At 64.0% G+C, this 20,020-nt stretch carries 15 protein-coding genes; 11 read left to right on the top strand and 4 right to left on the bottom strand.

Annotated elements, in window-relative coordinates:
• Positions 1-69 precede the first annotated feature (69 nt).
• Positions 70-984 (top strand): transcriptional regulator GcvA, encoded by a 915-nt coding sequence (locus EJ077_RS09685; RefSeq protein WP_208701513.1) that lies wholly within the window; start codon positions 70-72, stop codon positions 982-984.
• A gap of 394 nt (positions 985-1,378) precedes the next feature.
• Here the strand turns inward: EJ077_RS09685 and EJ077_RS09680 are convergent, their stop codons facing one another.
• The gene (locus EJ077_RS09680; protein ID WP_208701511.1) at positions 1,379-1,591 is read right to left on the bottom strand and encodes a tautomerase family protein; all 213 of its coding nucleotides are present in this window, start codon (positions 1,589-1,591) and stop codon (positions 1,379-1,381) included.
• A gap of 73 nt (positions 1,592-1,664) precedes the next feature.
• Entirely contained in the window at positions 1,665-2,438 is a 774-nt protein-coding gene (locus tag EJ077_RS09675) for an SDR family oxidoreductase (protein WP_208701509.1), read from the bottom strand.
• 100 nt (positions 2,439-2,538) lie between these two features.
• Here EJ077_RS09675 and EJ077_RS09670 point away from each other — a divergent pair, with 100 nt between their 5' ends.
• The 5 genes from EJ077_RS09670 (at position 2,539) to EJ077_RS09650 (ending at position 10,546) form a co-directional block, all read left to right on the top strand.
• Positions 2,539-3,432 (top strand): LysR family transcriptional regulator, encoded by an 894-nt coding sequence (locus EJ077_RS09670; protein WP_208701507.1) that lies wholly within the window; start codon positions 2,539-2,541, stop codon positions 3,430-3,432.
• Between the two features lie 109 nt (positions 3,433-3,541).
• Positions 3,542-5,200, top strand: a complete 1,659-nt coding sequence (locus EJ077_RS09665; RefSeq protein ID WP_208701505.1) for an acyl-CoA synthetase — start codon at positions 3,542-3,544, stop codon at positions 5,198-5,200.
• Between the two features lie 289 nt (positions 5,201-5,489).
• Positions 5,490-6,590, top strand: a complete 1,101-nt coding sequence (locus tag EJ077_RS09660; protein ID WP_208701503.1) for a chemotaxis protein CheB — start codon at positions 5,490-5,492, stop codon at positions 6,588-6,590.
• A complete protein-coding gene (locus EJ077_RS09655) occupies positions 6,544-10,146 on the top strand; it encodes a CheR family methyltransferase (protein WP_208701501.1) in 3,603 nt (1,200 codons plus the stop codon). Before EJ077_RS09660 ends, EJ077_RS09655 begins: the two co-directional genes overlap by 47 nt.
• Entirely contained in the window at positions 10,139-10,546 is a 408-nt protein-coding gene (locus EJ077_RS09650) for a response regulator (RefSeq protein ID WP_208701499.1), read from the top strand. Before EJ077_RS09655 ends, EJ077_RS09650 begins: the two co-directional genes overlap by 8 nt.
• Before the next feature lie 165 nt (positions 10,547-10,711).
• Here the strand turns inward: EJ077_RS09650 and EJ077_RS09645 are convergent, their stop codons facing one another.
• A complete protein-coding gene (locus tag EJ077_RS09645; RefSeq protein WP_208701497.1) occupies positions 10,712-11,602 on the bottom strand; it encodes a LysR family transcriptional regulator in 891 nt (296 codons plus the stop codon).
• Positions 11,603-11,812: 210 nt separating this feature from the next.
• Between EJ077_RS09645 and EJ077_RS09640 the strand changes: the two genes are divergently transcribed.
• Together EJ077_RS09640 and EJ077_RS09635 are read left to right on the top strand one after the other, a co-directional pair.
• A complete protein-coding gene (locus EJ077_RS09640; protein ID WP_208701495.1) occupies positions 11,813-12,754 on the top strand; it encodes a DMT family transporter in 942 nt (313 codons plus the stop codon).
• A gap of 48 nt (positions 12,755-12,802) precedes the next feature.
• Positions 12,803-13,525: a haloacid dehalogenase type II gene (locus EJ077_RS09635; RefSeq protein ID WP_208701492.1), complete on the top strand. Its 723-nt coding sequence runs from the start codon at positions 12,803-12,805 to the stop codon at positions 13,523-13,525.
• Positions 13,526-13,565: 40 nt separating this feature from the next.
• Here EJ077_RS09635 and EJ077_RS09630 read toward each other — a convergent pair whose 3' ends face one another.
• Positions 13,566-15,587: an ABC transporter ATP-binding protein/permease gene (locus tag EJ077_RS09630; RefSeq protein ID WP_208702958.1), complete on the bottom strand. Its 2,022-nt coding sequence runs from the start codon at positions 15,585-15,587 to the stop codon at positions 13,566-13,568.
• A gap of 175 nt (positions 15,588-15,762) precedes the next feature.
• On the opposite strand from EJ077_RS09630, the gene EJ077_RS09625 reads away from it, so the two are divergent.
• From EJ077_RS09625 to EJ077_RS09615, 3 genes are all read left to right on the top strand, one after another.
• Entirely contained in the window at positions 15,763-16,647 is an 885-nt protein-coding gene (locus tag EJ077_RS09625) for a hypothetical protein (RefSeq protein ID WP_208701491.1), read from the top strand.
• Positions 16,648-17,018: 371 nt separating this feature from the next.
• Positions 17,019-18,911, top strand: a complete 1,893-nt coding sequence (gene htpG, locus EJ077_RS09620) for a molecular chaperone HtpG (RefSeq protein ID WP_208701489.1) — start codon at positions 17,019-17,021, stop codon at positions 18,909-18,911.
• A 222-nt stretch (positions 18,912-19,133) separates the two neighbouring features.
• Positions 19,134-20,012: an ABC transporter permease gene (locus tag EJ077_RS09615; RefSeq protein WP_208701487.1), complete on the top strand. Its 879-nt coding sequence runs from the start codon at positions 19,134-19,136 to the stop codon at positions 20,010-20,012.
• Positions 20,013-20,020 lie beyond the last annotated feature (8 nt).

The raw sequence follows: 20,020 nt of genomic DNA, 5'->3' as shown, positions 1-20,020 counted from the left end.
GCGGTTTCAGGCTGGACGACAAACGACTCTTTGTGCAGGATTTGTGAGCAACGCTCACAGGTCGAACTCATGCCGCGCAGATTGCCGCCCCTCACCGCCTTGCCCGCTTTCGACGCGGCCGCCAGGCATTTGAGCTTCTCCAAGGCGGCGGAAGAGCTCAACCTCACCCACGGCGCCGTCAGCCGCGCCATCCGCAACATCGAGGACAGGCTGGGCATCCAGCTCTTCGATCGCGGCACGCGCTCAGTGCGCCTGACCGCTGTCGGCGCGGCCTATGCGGCAGAGGTCGGCAAGGCGCTCGACCAGATCGCCGCCGCCACCATCGCGGCCACGCCAGACCGCTCGACGCGCATCCTGAACGTCAGCACGTCGGACGGTTTCGCCGGCCGCTGGCTGGTGCCGAGGCTGCACCGCTTCCATCGCGCCAATCCCGACATCGACGTGCGGCTGGCGACCTCGGGCGTGCTGGCCGATTTCGTCAGCGATGGCATCGACATATCCATCCGCTACGGCCGCGGCGGCTATACCGGCGTGACGGCGGAATTCCTCGCCGACGAGGAGGTCTTCCCCGTCTGCAGCCCGGAACTGCTGCAAGGCGAGCACCCGCTGCGGCATCCCACGGATTTGAGGCATCACAAGCTGATTCACGACGCCTTCCGCATCGACTGGGCGACATGGCTTGAACAGGCCGGCGTCGAAGGCATCGACCCCAAACGCGGCGTGCGCTTCGATTCCGCCACCTTCGCCGTCGAGGCGGCGGTGCACGGCGAAGGCGTGCTGCTCGGCCGCAGCGCGCTGGTCTCGGCCGACCTCGCGGCCGGGCGGCTGGTGCGACCCTTCGACCTCGCGCTGAAATCAGCGGCCAGCTACTACGTCGTCTACCCCGAAGGCGCGCTGCGGCAGAAAAAGGTCAGGGCGTTCCGCGACTGGCTGTTCGCCGAGATCGCGGCCGACTGGGTCGGCGTGCCCAAGAATGACCCCTGAGCCCAAGCTGTTGACTCCGGCAGGCATTCGCATGCCAATGTTCCATACACCAGGCGGGGACCTTCGATGAAAAGAGCCTATTTCAAACCGGTGCTGACCAAGCACCAGAAATTGTCGGCCGTAACGGCACAGGTGAGCAGCTCCAACGACTCCCAGGCGCCCGAAGCCACCTGAGCGCATCCGGTTCCATCGACTGGGCAGGCTCCAGCGACGAACGAAGCGAGACAGGTGGACAACTCGGGGCTGCCCACCTGGCCCCCGCCGCTAATGCACGCCGCCCCAAAGGGGGCATCGGTTTTCGGGAACCGACATGCATTGAAAGGCCCCGCGGACAGAGTGTACGTTGGCGTTCGCGGCGACCAGTCGTCATATGACGGGTATCGCGTTCGAAGGCCTATTCCTCGGCGCGAAAAGCTTCCGGCACGATGAACACCTCGTCGGCGCGGCCATAGCCGCCGTCGGCGACTTCCTCCACCAGCACCATCGTGTAGGGCCGCACGCCCTCGCCGAAGAAGTCGACGAACATGGCTGTCATGCGATGGATGAGGTCTTCCTTCTGCGCCTTGGAAAGTGCGGCCCGCGGCATCTTGATATTGGCGAATGGCATGGTCTTTTCCTTGTTTCTGGAGGTTGGTTTCAGGGTTTGGGATGGAGCAGGTCGGCAGACAGCAGCGGCCTCCTCAGATCACGCCGCCATTGGCGCGGATGATTTGCCCGTTGACCCAGCCACTGTCCGGCCCGGCCAGGAACGACACCACGCCGGCAATGTCGTCGGGCTGGCCGAGCCTGCCGAGCGGGATCATTTTTCCGATGGCCTCGATCTGCGCCGCGCTCTTGCCATCCGTGAACAGCGCCGTCTCGACCGGCCCGGGCGCCACCGCGTTGACGGTGATGCGGCGCGCGCCAAGCTCCTTGGCCAGGATATGCGTCATCGCCTCGACTGCCGCCTTGGTGGCGGCATAGACGCCGTAGCCCGGCTGGTAGAGGCCGACGACGCTGCTGGAGAAATTGACGATGCGGCCGCCGTCGCGCAGCCGCCGCGCGCCTTCGCGCATGCCGCGGAACACGCCGCCGAGATTGATCGCGATTTGGGTATCGAAGAAGGCGTCATCGGCCTGCGCGATCGGCGAAAGCTTCATGATGCCGGCATTGTTGACCAGGATATCGATGCCGCCGAAGGCCTTCTCGCCGGCGTCGAAAAGGCCGGCGATGCCCGTGGGATCGGCGATGTCGGCCTGCACGGCGATCGCCTTGCCGCCATCGGCTTCGATGGCCCCCACCACCGCTTCGGCCTCCGCTTGTCCCCGCGCATAGTTGACGACGACGGCAACGCCATCACGCGCAAGCCGCCGCGCGATCGCCGCGCCGATGCCCTTCGAGGCGCCGGTCACGATCGCCGCTTTGGCTTGGCCCGTGCTTGTTTGGTTGCCCGTACTTGTCTGGCTGGATGTCATGGAAGTCTCTCCTTGTTGTGTGAGACGGATATAGGCCGCGCCAACTTCGGATAATCAGCCACCTCTTGACATCACTATTCGGAAACTGCGAACAAAGATCATGGATCGTCTGGACACGATGCGGCTCTTCGTTCGCGTGCTGGAGCGGCGCAGCTTCACCGCCGCCGCCGCCGATCTCGGCCTGCCGCGCTCGACAGCGACGGAAGCGATCCGTCGGCTGGAGGAGCATCTCGGCGCGCGGCTGCTGGAGCGCACGACGCGGCAGGTGAACGCCACGCAGGACGGCGAGGCCTATTACCGCCGCTGCCTGTCCATCCTGGCCGAGATCGAGGATGCCGAGGCCGCCTTCCGCAACGCCGAGCCCTTCGGCCTGCTGCGCATCGATGCCAGCACGCTGCTCACCCGCACCTTCCTGCTGCCGCGCCTGCCGGAATTCCTCGGCCGCTTTCCCCGGATCGACCTGCAGATCGGCCAGAGCGACCGGCTGGTCGACCTCGTGCGCGAGGGTGTCGACTGCGTCATCCGCGTCGGCGAGCCGCCGGACAGCGGCATGATCATGCGCCGCCTTGGCATGATCCGCGAGATGACCTGCGCCAGCCCCGCCTATCTTTCTCGTCATGGCACGCCCGTCTCCCCCGACGCGCTGGACGGCCATCAGGCGATCGGCTTCGTCTCCTCGCGCACCGGCGAAGTGCTGCCCTTCGAATTCACCGTCGCCGGCAAGACCCGCGAGGTCCGGCTGCCCGGCCGCGTCGCCGCCAACAATTCCGATACCGCCGCCGACCTCGCGCGGCTCGGCCTCGGCCTCATCCAGGCGCCGCGCTATCGCTTCGAGAAGGATTTGGCCGACGGCACACTGGTCGAGGTGTTGGCCGAATACCCGCCATCGCCGACACTGCTGTCGGCGCTCTATTCGCAGAACCGGCAGCTTTCGCCGCGCCTGCGCGTCTTCCTCGACTGGGCGGCGCGCATCTTCGCCGAGGCGAACTTGTAGGGCGAAGGATGCGGGGCTGCATCCATCGTTGCCGATCGGCGCCATCTGATGCCATTGTCGCCGCGACAGCGCGCCATGGGGAGATGGCGCACCGCCAGGGAGGATTTTCATGACCACGACACAAGCCGGCTTGCCGCGCTATGAAGACGCCGTCGCCGGCTTTCGCATCGAGACCGAGGTTGCCAGGCTGCAAGGCGATCCGGCGACCGGCATCAACGCCTATGTCGAATGCTGCGGCCGCCACACCGGCCAGGACCGGTTGGCGCTGCGGGCGATCTCCGCCAGTGGCGAGCTCAGCGAATTCACCTTCGAGGATCTCGAAGACATGTCCGGACGTGTCGGCAATCTGCTGAAGGGAGTGGGCGTCGGCCCCGGCGATGTCGTGGCCGGCATGCTGCCGCGCATCCCCGAACTGGTGGCGCTGATCCTCGGCGTCTGGCGCATTGGCGCGGTCTACCAGCCTTTATTCACCGCCTTCGGCCCAAAGGCGATCGAGCATCGCCTCCGCTACAGCGGCGCCAGGCTGGTGGTGACCAATCCGGCCAATCGCGGCAAGCTCGACGAGGTCGCGAACCCTCCGCACATCGCCACCATCCTCGGTGCGGGCGAGGCCTTGCGTCAGGGCGATATCGATTTCCGCGCAGCGCTTGCCGCCGCTTCGCCGGCCTGCGAGCCGGTGATGCGCCGGGGCGAAGACCTGTTCATGATGATGTCAACTTCCGGAACGACGGGCCTGCCCAAGGGCGTGCCGGTGCCGCTCGGCGCGTTGCTGGCCTTCGGCGCCTATATGCGCGATGCGATCGGCCTGCGGCCCGACGACATCTTCTGGAACATCGCCGATCCAGGCTGGGCCTACGGCCTCTATTACGCCATCACCGGCCCCCTGCTGCTCGGCATCGCCACCACCTTCAACGAAGGCGCCTTCACCGCCAAAAGCACCTATGACGTCATCGAGCGGCTCGGCGTCACCAGCCTTGCCGGCTCGCCCACCGCCTTCCGCCTGCTGCTCGCCGAAGGCCCCGACGCCGCCGCGCGCGTGAAAGGCCGGCTGCGTGTGGTGAGCAGCGCCGGCGAGCCGCTCAACCCGGAAGTGATCCGCTGGTTCGACGCCCACCTTGAGGCGCCGATCCACGACCATTATGGCCAGACCGAGAACGGCATGATGGTCAACAACCATCACGGGCTGGCGCATCCCGTCCGCGCCGGCTCCGCCGGCTTTGCCATGCCGGGCTACCGCATGGTGGTGCTGGACGAGGCCGGCAACGAGCTCGGCCCCAACCAGCCGGGCGTGCTCGCCGTCGACATCGCCAACTCGCCGCTGCGCTGGTTCGGCGGCTACCACCAGGCCGAAACCCCGGCCATTTCAGGTGGCTACTACCGCACCGGCGACACGGTGGAATATGAGCCGGACGGTTCGGTCTCCTTCATCGGCCGCGCCGACGACGTCATCACCTCGTCCGGCTACCGCATCGGCCCCTTCGACGTCGAAAGCGCGCTGATCGAACACCCCGCCGTCACCGAGACCGCGGTCATCGGCGTGCCCGACCCGCAGCGCACCGAAATCGTCAAGGCCTTCGTCATCCTGGCCCTTGCCTACAAGGGCAGCCCGGAGCTGGCCGAAGAACTCGCCCAGCATGTCCGCAAACGCCTCTCGGCCCACGCCTATCCGCGCGAGGTGGAGTTCGTGACGGAATTGCCGAAGACGCCGAGCGGCAAGATCCAGCGGTTTTTGCTGAGAAAGGCCGAGGTGGAGAAGAGGATGGGGTGACGGGGGACGGAAAGGATAGGAGCCAGTTGTGCGCCGATTGCAGGCGCTTGGCGAAACTATGCAATGTCTTGAATTGGCCGAAAGCCGAATGTCAGCTGATGGTCGCCGAAAAAGGAAAAGGCGGACGTCAGTCCACGAACCAGCTTTGCAACGAGTCTGTGCCTCTGCACCTCTCATAAAGGCACATCTACACGCCCGCGCGGCAGCAATCGCCAATCACCGATACCGCGGACAGCGGAACATAAGTCTCGCCTCATCCATTGTTGATTGGAACGACCTTGGGTGCTGCATGACTGAGGATCGCAATGCTATTCCAACCGCTGACGCAAATCTGATGAGCCAGGAGCGCCCGCGATCCGCGAAAACCAACCGGTTTGTGGTGGTTATCGGTGCATCCGCTGGCGGATTGGAGCCGTTAAAGCAAATCGTCAGCGACCTTCCCGCCGATATGTCGGCTGCGGTGTTTGTCGTTCTCCATGTCGGTGAGACGAGCTATCTGGCGGGGATTCTCGATCGCGCGGGCCGCCTGAAGGCATCGGTTGCCAAAAATGGCGCGTCTTTTGAGACCGGGCACATTTATGTGGCTCCGCCCGGCTTCCATCTCCTGCTGCATGACGATCACATGATGCTGCGGCGCGGCCCGCGTGAGAATCTCGCCCGGCCTGCAATCGATCCGCTTTTCCGCTCGGCCGCCCTTAGCTATGGCGCCAGCGTCATCGGCGTGCTGCTATCAGGCTCTCTTTCCGACGGCACCGCTGGGCTGAGGGCCATCAAGGCCGTAGGCGGGTTGGCCGTCGTCCAGAATCCGAAGGACACGCTTGTGCCAGCCATGGTGCAAAATGCATTGCACTATGTCGATGTCGATCACTGCCTGCCAGCAGCAGAACTGGGCGGTTTGCTGGGAAGATTGGCGACCGAGCCAGCGGGTGAAACCCATCCCGCTCCGCCCGGCGTCAGGCTGGAGGCGGCGGTCGCCGCGCAGGAGCATTCGACGATGAAGGATGAAGATCGCCTTGGCGAATTGTCGGTATTTATATGCCCTGAATGCCACGGGCCGCTGTGGGAAATCGAAGATGGTGACATGGTTCGCTATCGGTGCCATACAGGACACGCGTTCACGCCGGACGCGATGATGGAGGCGCAGGCGGTCGAGGCCGACGAGATTTTGTGGAGCCTACTGCGATCGCATCAGCAGCGGGCCGAATTTACGCGGCGCATGGCCGAGCGCGAAAGGACGCGGAACCGCTCCGCACTCGCCACGCAACTGGGCAAACGGGCCAGGGAATACGAGGCGGATGCCAGGGTAATCGAGCGTATCCTTGAAAGTAGGCGGGCAACAGACAATGGCGCAGTCACCGAAGAAGGTAACGGCGAGAAAACCACAGACTAATCCGGGCGACCGCACAGTAGCGCCTGCCAATGGGTCTTTCCCCATCGTCGGCATCGGCGCATCGGCGGGCGGCATCGGGGCGCTCCAGAAATTCTTCCCGGAAGTCCCCGCTGACAGCGGCTTTGCCTATGTGGTGATCCAGCATCTCGACGCCGAGCATGAGAGCGTGTTGGCAAGCATCATCCAACGCTGCACCTCGATCGAGACGCAACCGGCGGCCGAGGGGATCGAGATCGAGCGAAACAAGATCTACGTCATTCCGCCGGGTGTCTCCGTGACCGTGGGAAAGCACCGTTTCCACGTCGCCAAGATGGCGCCCACGCGCGCAAGACGAACGCCGATCGACGACTTCTTTACGTCTCTGGCGCTGGAGCAGGGGGAGCATGCAGCCGGGGTCATCCTGTCCGGCACGGGCAGCGACGGAACCATCGGGCTGAGAGCGATCAAGGAGCGCGGCGGGCTCACGCTGGCGCAGGAAAGCGCCGAATATGACGGCATGATGCGCAGCGCCGTCCAGAGCGGTCTCGTCGACATGGTGCTGCCGGCGGAGGAAATGGCCGATAAGCTGGTCAGCTATTTCCGCCACTCCAGCCGCACCGAGGGCGAGCGGGACCGCCACAAGCGAGATGTCGGGGAACAGTTGTCGCGGATCGCCGCGCTGCTTCGCATGCGCACCGGCCACGATTTCAGCGGCTACAAGGACAACACCATCCTAAGGCGCATCCAGCGCCGCATGCAGGTGCTGCAGATCGACGACCCAACCGCGTTCTATGAGCGGCTGCGCGAAGAGCCGCAGCAGGTCGACCTCCTGTTCCAGGACCTGTTGATCGGCGTGACCAGCTTTTTCCGCGATCCACAGGCGTTCGATGCACTTGAGCGTCTGGTCATCCCCAAGCTTTTCGAAGGGCGCAAGCCGGACGAGACGATCAGGGTCTGGGTGCCTGGCTGCGCCACCGGCGAAGAGGCCTATTCGATCGCAATGCTGCTCAAGGAAAACGCACCGCGCGGCGCGGCGTCGCCTAACCTGCAAATCTTCGCCACCGACATCGACGAGCGCGCGCTGGAAGTTGCCCGCGCCGGGCGCTATCCCGCGACGATCGCCACCGATATCACCCCGAAGCGGCTGAAAGAGTTCTTTTCACGGGAGGATGGTACCTACCGAGTCGCATCCGATCTTCGCGAAGCCTGCCTGTTTTCCTCGCACAATCTGCTGCGCGATCCACCCTTCTCCAAGCTCGATCTGCTCGCGTGCCGCAATCTGCTCATCTATATGGGGCCGGAACTGCAGGAAAAGATCGTGCCGATCTTCCATTACGCGTTGCGCAACAACGGCTATCTCTTCCTTGGCTCCTCCGAGAACGTCACCCGTCACGCGCGACTGTTTGCGACCATCGACAAGCCGAGCCGTCTGTTCCAGAAGCGTGGCGGCGTTTTGGCTCAGAGGCTGCCTGAATTCCCGCTCGCAGCGGCGGCACGCCAGGCCGCGCCACACACGCGTCTCAGGGCGCCGACCAGCAGCTTGCAGGAGATGGCTGAACGGCTGCTTCTCGACCGTTATGCTCCGGCCTATGTGGTCATCAACGCGGCCGGCGAGTTGATGCACAGCTCGGGCGGAACGGGGAAATATCTGGAACTCGCAGCCGGCGCTCCCGATAACAATGTCTTCGCCCTGGCCCGGCGGGGAATGCGAATGGATTTGCGGGCCGCCCTCCACAAGGCCGTCAGCACCGGGCAGGCCGCCGTCCAGAACAAGATCAGCATTGGCACCAATGGCGGACGCCAGACCATCAGCCTGGTTGTGCAGCCGCTGCCTGCCGAAAGCGGAGCGGATCCGCTCTATATGTTGGTGTTCCGCGATGTTGGCAGCATCAAGCCGGAGTCCGAAAGCGAGCCAATCCACACAACCGACGATGTCGAAAGCGCCAATGTCAGCCAACTCGAAAAAGAGTTGAGGGAGACCAAAGAGCGGCTTCAGATCACGACGGAGGAACTGGAATCTTCCAACGAGGAGCTGAAATCCTCCAACGAGGAATTGTCCTCCATCAATGAAGAATTGCAATCATCCAACGAGGAGCTCGAGACCTCCAAGGAGGAGTTGCAGTCGATCAACGAGGAACTGCAAACCGTCAACGCCGAACTTAACATCCGCGTCGACGAGTTGAGCCGTGCCAACAACGACATGGCGAACCTTCTTGAAAGCACCCAGATCGCGACCGTGTTCCTGGACCGCGACCTCTGTATCAAGAGCTTCACGCCGACTGCGCGCGATCTGTTCCGACTGGTCGAAAGCGATGTCGGCCGGCCGCTGGCGCATGTGCGCCCGCGCTTTCCCGCCGACGGTCTGCAGGCCGACATGGAGCAGGTATTGCACCGGCTGGGCACGATCGAGCGGCAGGTCGAGGGCGCCGAAAGCGGCAGGCGCTACATCATGCGCGTGCTGCCCTACCGGACAGTGGACAATGTCATTGCCGGCGTGGTTGTCACCTTCGTCGACGTGACCCAGATCGCGAAGGCGGAGGAAAGGATCGGCGCGCTCTCGCACGATCTGCGCAACCGGGTCGAGAGCTTGGAAACCTTGCTCGACCTGGTGCCGGTGGGCATCTTCATCGCTGAGGACGGCAATGGCGAGGAAATCCGTGGTAATCGCCACGCGGTCGAGCTTGCCGGCGGGCACGCCACCGCCGACAAGCTCATTCCCATGCCGGCCGCCTTACCCCTGGTTCTCAATGGGGCCACGGTCGACGCGAACGATCAGCCCCTGCTGATGGCGATGCGCACAGGCAAGGCCATACCCGGCTACGAAGCGCGCATCGCGAGAGCCGACGGCGGCAGCATCGACGTCACGATGTCGGCCAATCCGCTGTTCGATGAAACCGGCAAAGTGCGTGGCGCCATCGCAGCGCTGATCGACATATCCAACCACAAAAAGGCGGAGCGCAGCCAAGAGCGGCTGCTGCATGAACTGCAGCACCGCGTGAAGAACATCCTCGCGACGATCACCGCGCTGACTTCGCGCATGATCCGATCGTCGAGTTCGATGAGCGATTTCTCGACGTCCTTCCAGGAACGGCTACAGGCAATGGCCCGCACGCATGAGTTCCTGTCTTCGCACAATTGGGAAGGGGCCGATCTTGAGGAACTGATACGCGCGACGCTTTCGCCATATAGCGGCGCGGAACGTCGTCATGTCCTTATCCATGGTCGCAGGATCCGCCTGAATGCGAGTGCGGCGGCGACGCTGGGCTTGGTTTTCTTCGAGCTTGCGAGCAATGCTGCCAAGTACGGCGCTTTTTCTGTCGAGAGCGGCCGGATCGAGGTTTCTTGGCCCGAACAGAAGCATGACCGGGTGACAATTCTCTGGGAGGAGACCGGCGGCCCGAGCCTTAGTCAACCTGCCAAGAAAAATTTTGGAACCACTTTCATCCAGCAGAGTTTGCAGTACGAGTTGGGCGGAACTGTAGACTTGCAATTCAAGCCGTCCGGTCTGGTGTGCGTCCTTGATTTGCCGCTGCCGCAACTGGAAGTCCGCCCGCCGCTCCAGGCAATGCATGAATGAGAAAGCTCCGTTAAGCGGTCTTCAGGTCCTCGTCGTCGAGGACGCATTCTTGCTCGCGCTTGATCTTTCCGACCAGTTGACCGATTCGGGATGCGCCGTAATTGGTCCCGCAGCTTCCGTCGAACAGGCCCTGCAACAGATCGACGGCATCACTCTCGATGGTGCGGTGCTCGACGTAAATCTACGTGGCGAACGAAGCTTTCCCATTGCAGAGTTGCTTGCCTCGCGAGGTATCCCATTCGTTTTCCTGACGGGTTATGACAGCACGACAGTGTTTCCTGATGCGTTACAGCACGCTCCGAGGCTATCCAAGCCGGTAGACTCGCAGGCGCTAACCGAGGCTGTGGCAAAATTCCGTGCGGGTGCCAGGCCTAACGGAGATCCCCAAGCGGGATCGTAGGTTGATCCCAATTTGTCCGGATTTTTGCTGACCCCATAACGGCGGCTTCCAGGAGATCGCCCACGCTGGCCGAACAGTTGAAGTTGAGGCGCAAAGCAGACATTTAGCATCGGCAAGCGCGCATAGACGGAAAGAACGAGATTCCGCTGAGTCGCAAAGCCCCCCTCACCCCACGATCTGCAGTGTCCCCTGGCGCCGCACCTCGGCCTCTATCTCCCGCACCAGCGTCTCCAGCGCCGGATTGCGGGCGTTGCGGGCGCGGCGGATGACGTAGGCGAGGTCCGGAGGCTTGGGGAACGTCTTGTCGACGATCTCCATGCCGGGTTGCAGATGCCGCTGGCTGAGCAGCGCGACGCCGAGCCCGGAGGTCACGCCGGCGATGATGCCGGCGGCACTCGAACATTCGAAGACGATCTCGAACACCGTTCCCTCGTCCTGGCCGAGATCGAGGCCCCAGCGGCGATAGAAGCAGTTGTCGTCGAAGGACAGGAACGGCACCGGGTCGCCTTTCGCCAGGATGAGCTCGGGCGACTTCACCCAATGCAGGCTCTCGCGAAAGAGCAGGATGTCGGTGGGGCGGACCTCGTGCTGGAACACCTGGATGATGGCCGCGTCGAGCGCCCCCTCGGTAAGCAGCTTCTGCAAGGCCAGGCTCATCCGCACTTGTGTGCGCACGCTCACTTCGGGGTAGAGCCGGCGAAACCGGCCAAGGATGCGCGAAAGGTCGGTGCAGGTCGTATCCTCGGTCATCCCCAGCGCGATCTTGCCTTGCAACGTGCTCTTCGACAGGCTGAGGATCGCCTCGTCATGGATGCCCAGGATGCGCCGCGCATAGCCCAGCAGATCCTGCCCTGAACTGGTGAACATCGGCGCATTCGCCTTGCGGCTGAGGATGTCGCAGTCGAGGCTCAACTCCAGCCGCCTGATCTTGTGGCTGACGGCCGACTGCGACAGGCCCAGCATCTCGGCCGCCCGCGTGACGCCGCCATGTTTCTCGATCGCCACCATCGCCCGCAAGGCATCGACATCCAGGCGGCGGCTCATCACTCCAGCCATGACAATCCTCGTTCGAATCGAAACCAACGCTCCAGGTCCTGGCCCGGAACCGGTTCTCAGGCAAATAGGTATGCCAGATTTCGTGGCTATTTCATGGGTGCATCGAAATTTGTCATGTGCAAAGGCGCATGCGCGCCGCCATAAGTCCCCATCCGGGATTGGCAGTGATCCGCTTGGCGCCCGCCGCCGCCGCTTCAACGAAGAGACCGCATGACGCTCCCAAAACATCAGCCCCACCGCCTGGTCTGGCCGCTCCTGGCGGCCGCGCTGGTCGTCAGCTGGAGTTCCGGTTTTGTCGGCATCCGCTACGCCAGCGAGAGCGCCGATGTCATGCTGGTCCTGTTCTGGCGGACCTTGATGTCGGGACTGGTCCTTCTGCCCTTCGCGCTCATGGTCGGGCCGCGCATCGACGCAGGCGCCCTGATGCGGCAGATGGCGTTCGGCGTGGCGATGATGTTCCTCTATCTCGGCGGCTTCGCGCTTGCCATCGGCCAGCGCGTGCCGACCGGCCTCGTCGCGTTGATCTCGGACCTCGTTCCCCTCGCGATCGCGGCGCTTTCGCAGCCCGTGCTGGGCCATCGGCTGACATCGAGGCAATGGACCGGAACGGCGCTCGGGGTGGCCGGCGTGCTGATCGTCTCGCTGAACAGCCTCAGCCTCGGGACAGCGCCGGCCTGGGCATACATGGTGACCATCGCTTCCATGATGGTCTTTGCCCTGGCGACCGTGCTGCAGAAGCGGATGGGTACCATCAACATGCCCATCCACCAGAGCCTGTGCCTCCAATGCCTGACGGCGGCGATCTTCTTTGCCGCTTGCGCCGAATGGAATGGCGGGCTGATGCCGCCGCTCGATGGCCGTTTCGAGTTCGGCATCGCCTGGCTGGTGCTGTTTTCGACCTTCTTCTGCTACGGCGTCTACTATGCGAGCCTGCGCCTCTACAGCGCCGCGCAGGTCAGCAGCGTCATCTATCTCAGCCCGCCGGTGACGATGCTCTGGGCCTGGCTGCTCTTCGGCGAGCCGCTTTCATTGGCGATGGTCCTCGGCCTTGCGGTGACGTTGTTCGGCGTCTGGCTGACGTCGTCACGCGGCACGGTATCGAAGGCAGGTCCGCGCCCGGTCGGGCAGCCCGTCGGGCAATCGGCCGATTGATCGCGATCCGCGCAAACGCCAACCATCGACCCCAAGGGAGTGAAGCCCATGAAGCTGACAGATTTCAAGGCCCTGACCTTCGACTGCTATGGCACGCTCATAGATTGGGAATCCGGCATGATCGAAGCCCTGAAGCCGCTGACCCAGCGGGCGGGCCGCGCCTTGAGCCGCGACGACATCCTGCAGGCGCATGCAAGGCATGAATCCAGCCAGCAGAACTGGACACCGCAGAAACGCTACTGCGACCTTCTGGCTGTCGTTTACAAGCGGCTCGCCGAGGAATGGGGCGTCGTGGCCACGCCGGAGGAATGCATCGCCTATGGCCAGAGCGTGAAGGACTGGCCGGCCTTTGCCGACACCGCCCCCGCCCTGCAATACCTCAAGCGGCACTACAAGCTGGCCATCCTCTCCAATGTCGACAATACGAGCTTCTCCTTCAGCAACAGGAAACTCGGCGTCGATTTCGACGCGGTCTACACGGCGGAGGATATCGGCTCCTACAAGCCGTCACCCCGGAATTTCGACTATATGCTGGAAAAGCTGGCGACGCTCGGGATCGGCGACAAGGAGGTCCTGCACACGGCCGAAAGCCTGTTCCATGACCATGCCGTGACCAATGGCCTCGGCCTTAAATCATGCTGGATCCAGCGCCGGCACGCCGATCAGGGTTTTGGCGCCACGATGCATCCCGGCGACATGCCGAAGGTGGACTTCCGCTTCGACAGCATGGCCGACCTGGTGAAGGCGCATAGGCAAGAATTGCGCGCCTGACTAGCCATCCGCAGCGGGAGCAAGAACGCGCCGGACGTCTTCAGTTCTTTTTATGGGGGATGCCGCCGCGCTCGAGCGACTTCTCGGCCAAGGCGCCGGAACCCCACAGGGCGCGGCCGAGCAAGCCCCTGCGCTTGCGCGGGAGGAGATCGATATCGCTGACGAGCTTGGCGCCGCCCTTGCGCCGCTCGAGCGTGATCTTGCGGCTATGAAAAGCCTCCAGTTCGGCCCGGTGCGCCACGCTGACGATGGTGACATCGGGCAATTCGCGGATGATGGTTTCCATCATCTTTTCCTGGCTCTTCTCGTCGAGTGCCGCCGTCGCCTCGTCCAGCACGATGATGTCGGGCGCGTGCAGGAGGAGTCGTGCGAAGGCCAGCCGCTGCTTCTCGCCGCCCGACAGGGTCTGGTCCCATGGCGCGTCTTCGTCGATCTTGTCGCCGAGATGACCGAGCCCGACCTTGTCGAGGGCGGCCTTGATCTGGGGAACCGTCCAGTCCTCGGCGGCGCCGGGATAGGCCGCTGCCCGGCGCAGCGTGCCGGAGGGAATGTAGGGACGCTGCGGCAGCATGAACATGCGCTTGCCGGGGTGGAAATCGACGCTGCCGCCGCCCCACGGCCACAGGCCCGCTATCGCCCGCACCAGCGTGCTCTTGCCCGAGCCGGATTCGCCGGCCACCAGCAGCCGCTCGCCCGGCTGGATCACCACCTCGGTTTCCTTGACCACGGCGGTGCCGTCATCGAGCGACACGGACAGGTTGTTGAGGCTCAGCATCGTGTCGTCCTTGGTCTCGCCGCGATTGATGCGTCCGAGCGCGTCGCTCTCTTCCGCGCGTTCGAGCCCGTCGAGCGACATCATCAGCGAGGCGATGCGCCGTGCCGAGGCGTTCCAGTCGGCAAGACGCGGGTAGTTGTCGACCAGCCATCCGAACGCGCCCTGCACGATGGCAAAGGCAGACGCCGCCTGCATGACCTGACCAAGCGACATCGATCCGTCGAGGAATTTTGGCGCGCACAAAAGCACCGGCACCACCGGCGCGAACAGGCTCGACCCCTGCGAGACCAGCGCCGTGCGCATGTGCTGGCCGGCAAGCATCGCCCACCGCTTCAGCACGCCGGCGAAGGTCCTGTCGATGCCGCTGCGCTCCTCCTCCTCGCCGCCGAGCAAGGCGATGCTCTCGCCGTTTTCGCGCACGCGCGTCAGCGTGTAGCGAAATTCCGCTTCCGCCTGGTTCTTCTGCTCGGAGAGTTCGACGAAATGCCGGCCGATGACCACCATCGAGGTGGAGGTGATGGCGGCGTAGATGACCGCGGTGATGACGAGGAAGCCTGGAATGGTGACGGTCGACCCGCCGATCGGCAGCGTCAGCGCGCCGCCGATCGTCCACAGCACGACGATGAAGGTCGAGGCGGCCAGGAAGGCGTTGATGACGCCGGAGATGAAATCCACCGGCGATTCGGTGGCGATCCGCAGATCCTCGGCGATGCGCGCTTCCGGATTCTGGTGGTCGCCGCCGACGAGATTGAGCTGGTAATAGCGGCCGTTGGCGAGCCAGCGGCCTATGACCGACGTGGTGAGCCAGGAGCGCCAGCGGCGCTGGATCGTCATGCGCAGATAAACTTGCGCGACGACGAGGCTGACGCTGCCAAGCACCAGCGGCACGAACACGGCGCTCAGGAAATAGACTGTCGGGGCATTGCGCTGTTCGATGGCGTCGAAGATCGAGCGGTTCCAGACATTGATGCCGTACTGGAAGCCGACATTGACGCAGATCAGGATCAGGAGCCCGATCGTGCACGGCCAGGCGAGCTTGTCGCCGCGCCGGCTCCAATAGCCGCGCGCGCTGATCCAGAACCGCTTCAGCAGGTATTTCTTGCGCGCCTGCTCGGCCTGTTCGGGGCTCAGTTGCGGATCAGGTTCCACCGCCTCCGGTGGCGGTGCGGGCTCGCCGACGACCTCGGAAGCGGCTTCGACATCGGGGGCCTCCCGCTGGCGGGGCTTCCTGGCACCGTTTGGTTTGGCGCCGCCGACCGGCTTCGGTTTGGATTTGATATCTGCCACAACCGCCATAACGGCCTGGATATCGGAAGGTTTCATCGTCTTCCTGATATGGCGGTTGCCGGCGGCGCCAAAGCTGATCCGGCGTCCCCGATATCGGCAACGCCTCGCCATGACTTCACCGCCGCACAATCGCCACCAAGCCACGCGAAGAGCTTGTAAAAACGGAGGTTCCGCGATGCGTCTGGTCTGGACTTTGGTAGTGGCGCTGGCGAGCGGTGCGGCCTATGCGGCGTCGCCGGAGGACGACTACATCGCCGCGCGCGACAAGGCGATATCGGCCATCGCCGCGATGGAAAGCGCCAACGCTCCCGTGGAAACGCTCGATGCGGCCAATGACAAGGCGCGCGCCGATCTCGAACAGCGCCTTTCCACGCTTCTGGGACCTTTCACGGTCAAGGATTTTCCGGCGGCCGGCAAGATCAACATCGAAAGCCTCAGTTCCTCCGATGTCGGCTTCGGCATGCTGGACGGGCTGCGCCATGGCACCGAGGATGGCCCCAGCATCGTGGCGTCGACGCGCGGTCTGGTCGAGCGCTGGCTGCAATCACGCGCCGCCGAGACCGACGCCGATCTCAAACTGCCCACCAGCTTCGACGCGGCGCTGAAGCTCGATGCCTTCTACACCCAGGCCATCGGCAGCGACGCCGCTTTCACCGGCACGCTCGACTTCAAGCTGAAGACCCCTGACGGCGCCGACATGGCGATCGCCCGCCTCGGCGGCTGGGCACAGGATGTCGGGCCGAACTACGACCAGGAGGTCGTCGTCACGCTGGTCAAGGGCAACAGCGTCATGATCGCCGAGGCGCCCGCGACACCCCCTGTCCCGAAGATCGCCGCCTGCGACGCGGTCTGGACCGCCGCCGACGCCGCCGCCCAGAAACTGGTCAAGCAGGCCGCCGGCGACAGCGACGAAAACACATCCGATGCCGCCGACGCCGCCTGGGCAAAAGGCGACAGCGACTTCCGCGCCTGCATGGGCAAGAGCCTGCCTGACAACCCCGTCTTCCCCGCACTGCTTGCCCAGGCGCAGGCGCTTGCCGACCATATGGCGGGGAAGTAAGCGCGGCGCGGACGCTGCCAATCTCCCCACCTGTGGGGGAGATGGCCGGCAGGCCAGAGGGGGCGCTGCCCGCTGACGTCTGATAGCGTCGGATTGCTGTACCCTTTGGAAGGAGCGCCCACCGCTGAGTCCAGCAAATAGGTTAAGTCGGCGGGACAGCGCCCCCCTCTGCCCTGCCGGGCATCTCCCCCACAAGGGGGAGATTGGCAGCGTCAGCGCCAGCGCCCTCTTGTTGCCCCGGCACGCCACCACCATATCGTCGGCGCGCTGGCCCTGCTGAACGCAGTTGCCAGCACCGCAAAAAATGGTTGAAAGGAAGTCCTGAACGCGCCCCGGCGCGGCGGGCGGATGAACAGTGTGGGAAACTTGGAATGACGACAGACACAAAAGCGACGGAAACCAAGGCATTCGAGGCGGATGTTTCGCGGCTGCTGCACATGATGGTGCACTCGGTCTATTCCGATAAGGACGTCTTCCTGCGCGAACTGATTTCCAACGCCGCCGACGCCTGCGAGAAGCTGCGCTTCGAGGCCGTCAGTCATCCGGAATTGCTGGCCGATGATCCCAAGCCGCGCATCTCGATTTCTGCCGATCCCGACAGCAAGGAGATCACCGTCGAGGACAACGGCATCGGCATGAGCCGCGACGACATGACGGAGGCGCTGGGCACGATCGCGCGCTCGGGCACGCGCGCCTTCATCGAGCGCGTCGGCGCCGGCAATGCCAGCGAAGACACGCAGCTCATCGGCCAGTTCGGCGTCGGCTTCTACTCCGCCTTCATGGTGGCGACCCGCGTCGACGTCATCAGCCGCATGGCGGGAAGCGACGAGGCCTGGCGCTGGTCGTCCGATGGCAAGGGTTCCTACGAGATCGCGCCCGCCCCGCTCGAAGCCGCTCCCAGGCGCGGCACCCGCGTCGTGCTGCATCTGATGGACGACGCTGTGTCCTATACCGGCTCCTACCGGCTCGAGCAGCTGGCGAAATCGCAGTCGGGCCACGTGCCCGTGCCGATCACGCTCATCGAGAAACCCGGCGCCGAGCCTCGCGACATCGCCGATGGCACGGCCCTTTGGGTCAGGCCGAAGAGCGAGATCAAGCCCGAGGAATATACCGATTTCTACCGCAGCCTCGCCGGCCAGTATGACGAGCCGGCCGCCACCATCCATTTCCGCGCCGAGGGCCGGCAGGAATACTCGGTGCTCGCCTTCGTGCCCGGCTCGCGTCCCTTCGATCTCTTCGACCAGGACCGCAAAGGCCGCATCAAGCTCTATGTGCGCCGCGTCTTCATCACCGACGATGCCGATTTGTTGCCGCGCTATCTGCGCTTCATGCGCGGGCTGGTCGATTCCGCCGACCTGCCGCTCAACGTCTCGCGCGAGATGATCCAGGAAAGCCCGCTGCTGGCCGCGATCCGCAAGGGTCTGACCAACCACGTACTCGGCGATCTCTCGAAGCTGGCGGAGAACGAGGCCGAAGCTTATGCGAAAATCTGGGAAAACTTCGGCGTCGTCCTGAAGGAAGGGCTGTACGAGGACCATGAGCGGCGCGAGCAGCTCCTGAAGCTTGCCCGCTTCCGCTCGACGGCCTCGGGCGAAGGCTGGCGCGGCCTTGCCGACTATGTCTCGGCGATGAAGGAAGGCCAGAAGGCAATCTTCTTCATGGCGGGCGACGACCGCGCCCGGCTCGAAGCCTCGCCGCAACTCGAAGGTTTCAAGGCGCGCGGCATCGAGGTGCTGCTGCTCACCGACCCGGTCGACAGTTTCTGGACGTCGATGGCGCCGGACTTCGACGGCAAGCCGTTCAAGTCGGTGACGCAGGGCGTGGCCGAACTTTCCGAGATACCCTTGCTCGATGAGGCGAAGAGGCCGGACACGGCGGCTACGCCCGAAGTCGATGGCTTCCTGGCCTTCGTCAAGGCGGCGCTTGGCGACGCCGTGTCGGACGTCAAGCCTTCCGACCGCCTGACCGAAAGCGCGGTCTGCCTCGTGGCGCCCGAACATGGCCCGGACCGGCAGTTCGAGCGGCTGCTCAACGCCGCCGGACGCCTCGACAAGACGGCCAAACCGATCCTCGAGATCAACCCCCGCCACGAGCGCGTCCTGGCGCTCGCCAGCCTCGGCGACGACGAGCAGGCCTTCAAGGACGATGCCGCCCATCTTCTCTACGACGAGGCGCGCGTGCTCGACGGCGACAAGCCGGCGGACGCCAGGGCGTTTTCCGAGCGCCTTGCCCGCCTGATCGCGCGGGGTATTTCCAAGGGCTGAGGCGCGCCGACCAGCCTTCCTCGACGTGGTGTCGATCGAGGTTGCAAGACGGGGTTGCGCAGCGACCCCGTCCACCGACAATTTCGATGTATCTCGCAGCAGGCGACGGGCTGAAGTCCACTGGCTCAATCGCCTGGTGTAGACATCGCGCTTGCAATCACCCAATCTTGGCGCCGGGAACAAATTAAGCGCTTCCAAGAAGGCGCGGACGTCCGGGTGCTCATGAAACGACGATGGACATTGTATGATCCACGGCTGGCCTGGATGCTGGTCGCACCGGTGCTCCTGCTGCTGATCTTCTTCCTGGTGCTGCCGATCGCCGTGATGGCCGGCTACACCTTCTTCACCTTCGTCACCGCCGGCGTGGAAACGAGCGCGCTGACGACAGCGAACTGGCACGAATTCCTCACCGACAGCTATTATTCCGGCTTCCTTGTGAAGACGCTGCGGGTCGGCGCGATCACGGCGCTGCTCTGCGGGGTGCTTGGCTATTTCCCCGCCTATTTCATCTGGGCCACGACCTTCAAGCACAAATGGCTGCTCTTGCTTTTGCTGATCGTGCCGTTCTGGATCAGCTTCACCATCCGCACCTTTTCCTGGATCAACATCCTGGGCGAACAGGGCGTCATCAACGTCGCGCTGCTGAAATTGGGCATCATCAACGAGCCGCTGCCGATGCTCTATAACGAGGGCGCGGTCATCCTGGGCATGCTGCATTTCCTGCTGCCCTACATGATCCTCAACGTTTACGTCAGCCTGGAGAGCATTGATCGCACGTTGATTTCGGCGGCCCGCTCGATGGGCTGCACGAGCGCGCAGGCGTTCCGCGAGGTCACGCTGCCGCTGTCGCTGCCCGGCCTGGCGGCGGGCCTGCTGCTCTGCTTCGTGCTGGCCGCCGGCAGCTATGTGACGCCGCAGCTTCTCGGTTCAGGCCGCGACGCGCTGTTCGGCAACCTCATCTACGACACCATCATGGGCGAGCTGAACTGGCCGATGGGCGCCACGCTTTCGATCGTGCTGTTCGTCGTGCTCGGCTTCTTCGCCGCCGTCTACACGCGCTACATGGGTATGTCGCAGATCGTCAAAGGGCTTGGCGGATGATGGAATTG

This window comes from Mesorhizobium sp. M8A.F.Ca.ET.057.01.1.1, from assembly GCF_003952565.1.
Lineage (GTDB): Bacteria > Pseudomonadota > Alphaproteobacteria > Rhizobiales > Rhizobiaceae > Mesorhizobium.
This window is presented reverse-complemented; position numbering and strand designations above follow the sequence as displayed.

Bases quoted from the DNA above. Each gene is read 5' to 3' on its own strand.
- EJ077_RS09685 (WP_208701513.1), top strand. From the start codon at position 70: ATGCCGCGCAGATTGCCGCCCCTCACCGCCTTGCCCGCTTTCGACGCG.
- EJ077_RS09680 (WP_208701511.1), bottom strand. From the start codon at position 1,591: ATGCCATTCGCCAATATCAAGATGCCGCGGGCCGCACTTTCCAAGGCG.
- EJ077_RS09675 (WP_208701509.1), bottom strand. From the start codon at position 2,438: ATGACATCCAGCCAGACAAGTACGGGCAACCAAACAAGCACGGGCCAA.
- EJ077_RS09670 (WP_208701507.1), top strand. From the start codon at position 2,539: ATGGATCGTCTGGACACGATGCGGCTCTTCGTTCGCGTGCTGGAGCGG.
- EJ077_RS09665 (WP_208701505.1), top strand. From the start codon at position 3,542: ATGACCACGACACAAGCCGGCTTGCCGCGCTATGAAGACGCCGTCGCC.
- EJ077_RS09660 (WP_208701503.1), top strand. From the start codon at position 5,490: ATGACTGAGGATCGCAATGCTATTCCAACCGCTGACGCAAATCTGATG.
- EJ077_RS09655 (WP_208701501.1), top strand. From the start codon at position 6,544: ATGGCGCAGTCACCGAAGAAGGTAACGGCGAGAAAACCACAGACTAAT.
- EJ077_RS09650 (WP_208701499.1), top strand. From the start codon at position 10,139: ATGAATGAGAAAGCTCCGTTAAGCGGTCTTCAGGTCCTCGTCGTCGAG.
- EJ077_RS09645 (WP_208701497.1), bottom strand. From the start codon at position 11,602: ATGGCTGGAGTGATGAGCCGCCGCCTGGATGTCGATGCCTTGCGGGCG.
- EJ077_RS09640 (WP_208701495.1), top strand. From the start codon at position 11,813: ATGACGCTCCCAAAACATCAGCCCCACCGCCTGGTCTGGCCGCTCCTG.
- EJ077_RS09635 (WP_208701492.1), top strand. From the start codon at position 12,803: ATGAAGCTGACAGATTTCAAGGCCCTGACCTTCGACTGCTATGGCACG.
- EJ077_RS09625 (WP_208701491.1), top strand. From the start codon at position 15,763: ATGCGTCTGGTCTGGACTTTGGTAGTGGCGCTGGCGAGCGGTGCGGCC.
- htpG (WP_208701489.1), top strand. From the start codon at position 17,019: ATGACGACAGACACAAAAGCGACGGAAACCAAGGCATTCGAGGCGGAT.
- EJ077_RS09615 (WP_208701487.1), top strand. From the start codon at position 19,134: ATGAAACGACGATGGACATTGTATGATCCACGGCTGGCCTGGATGCTG.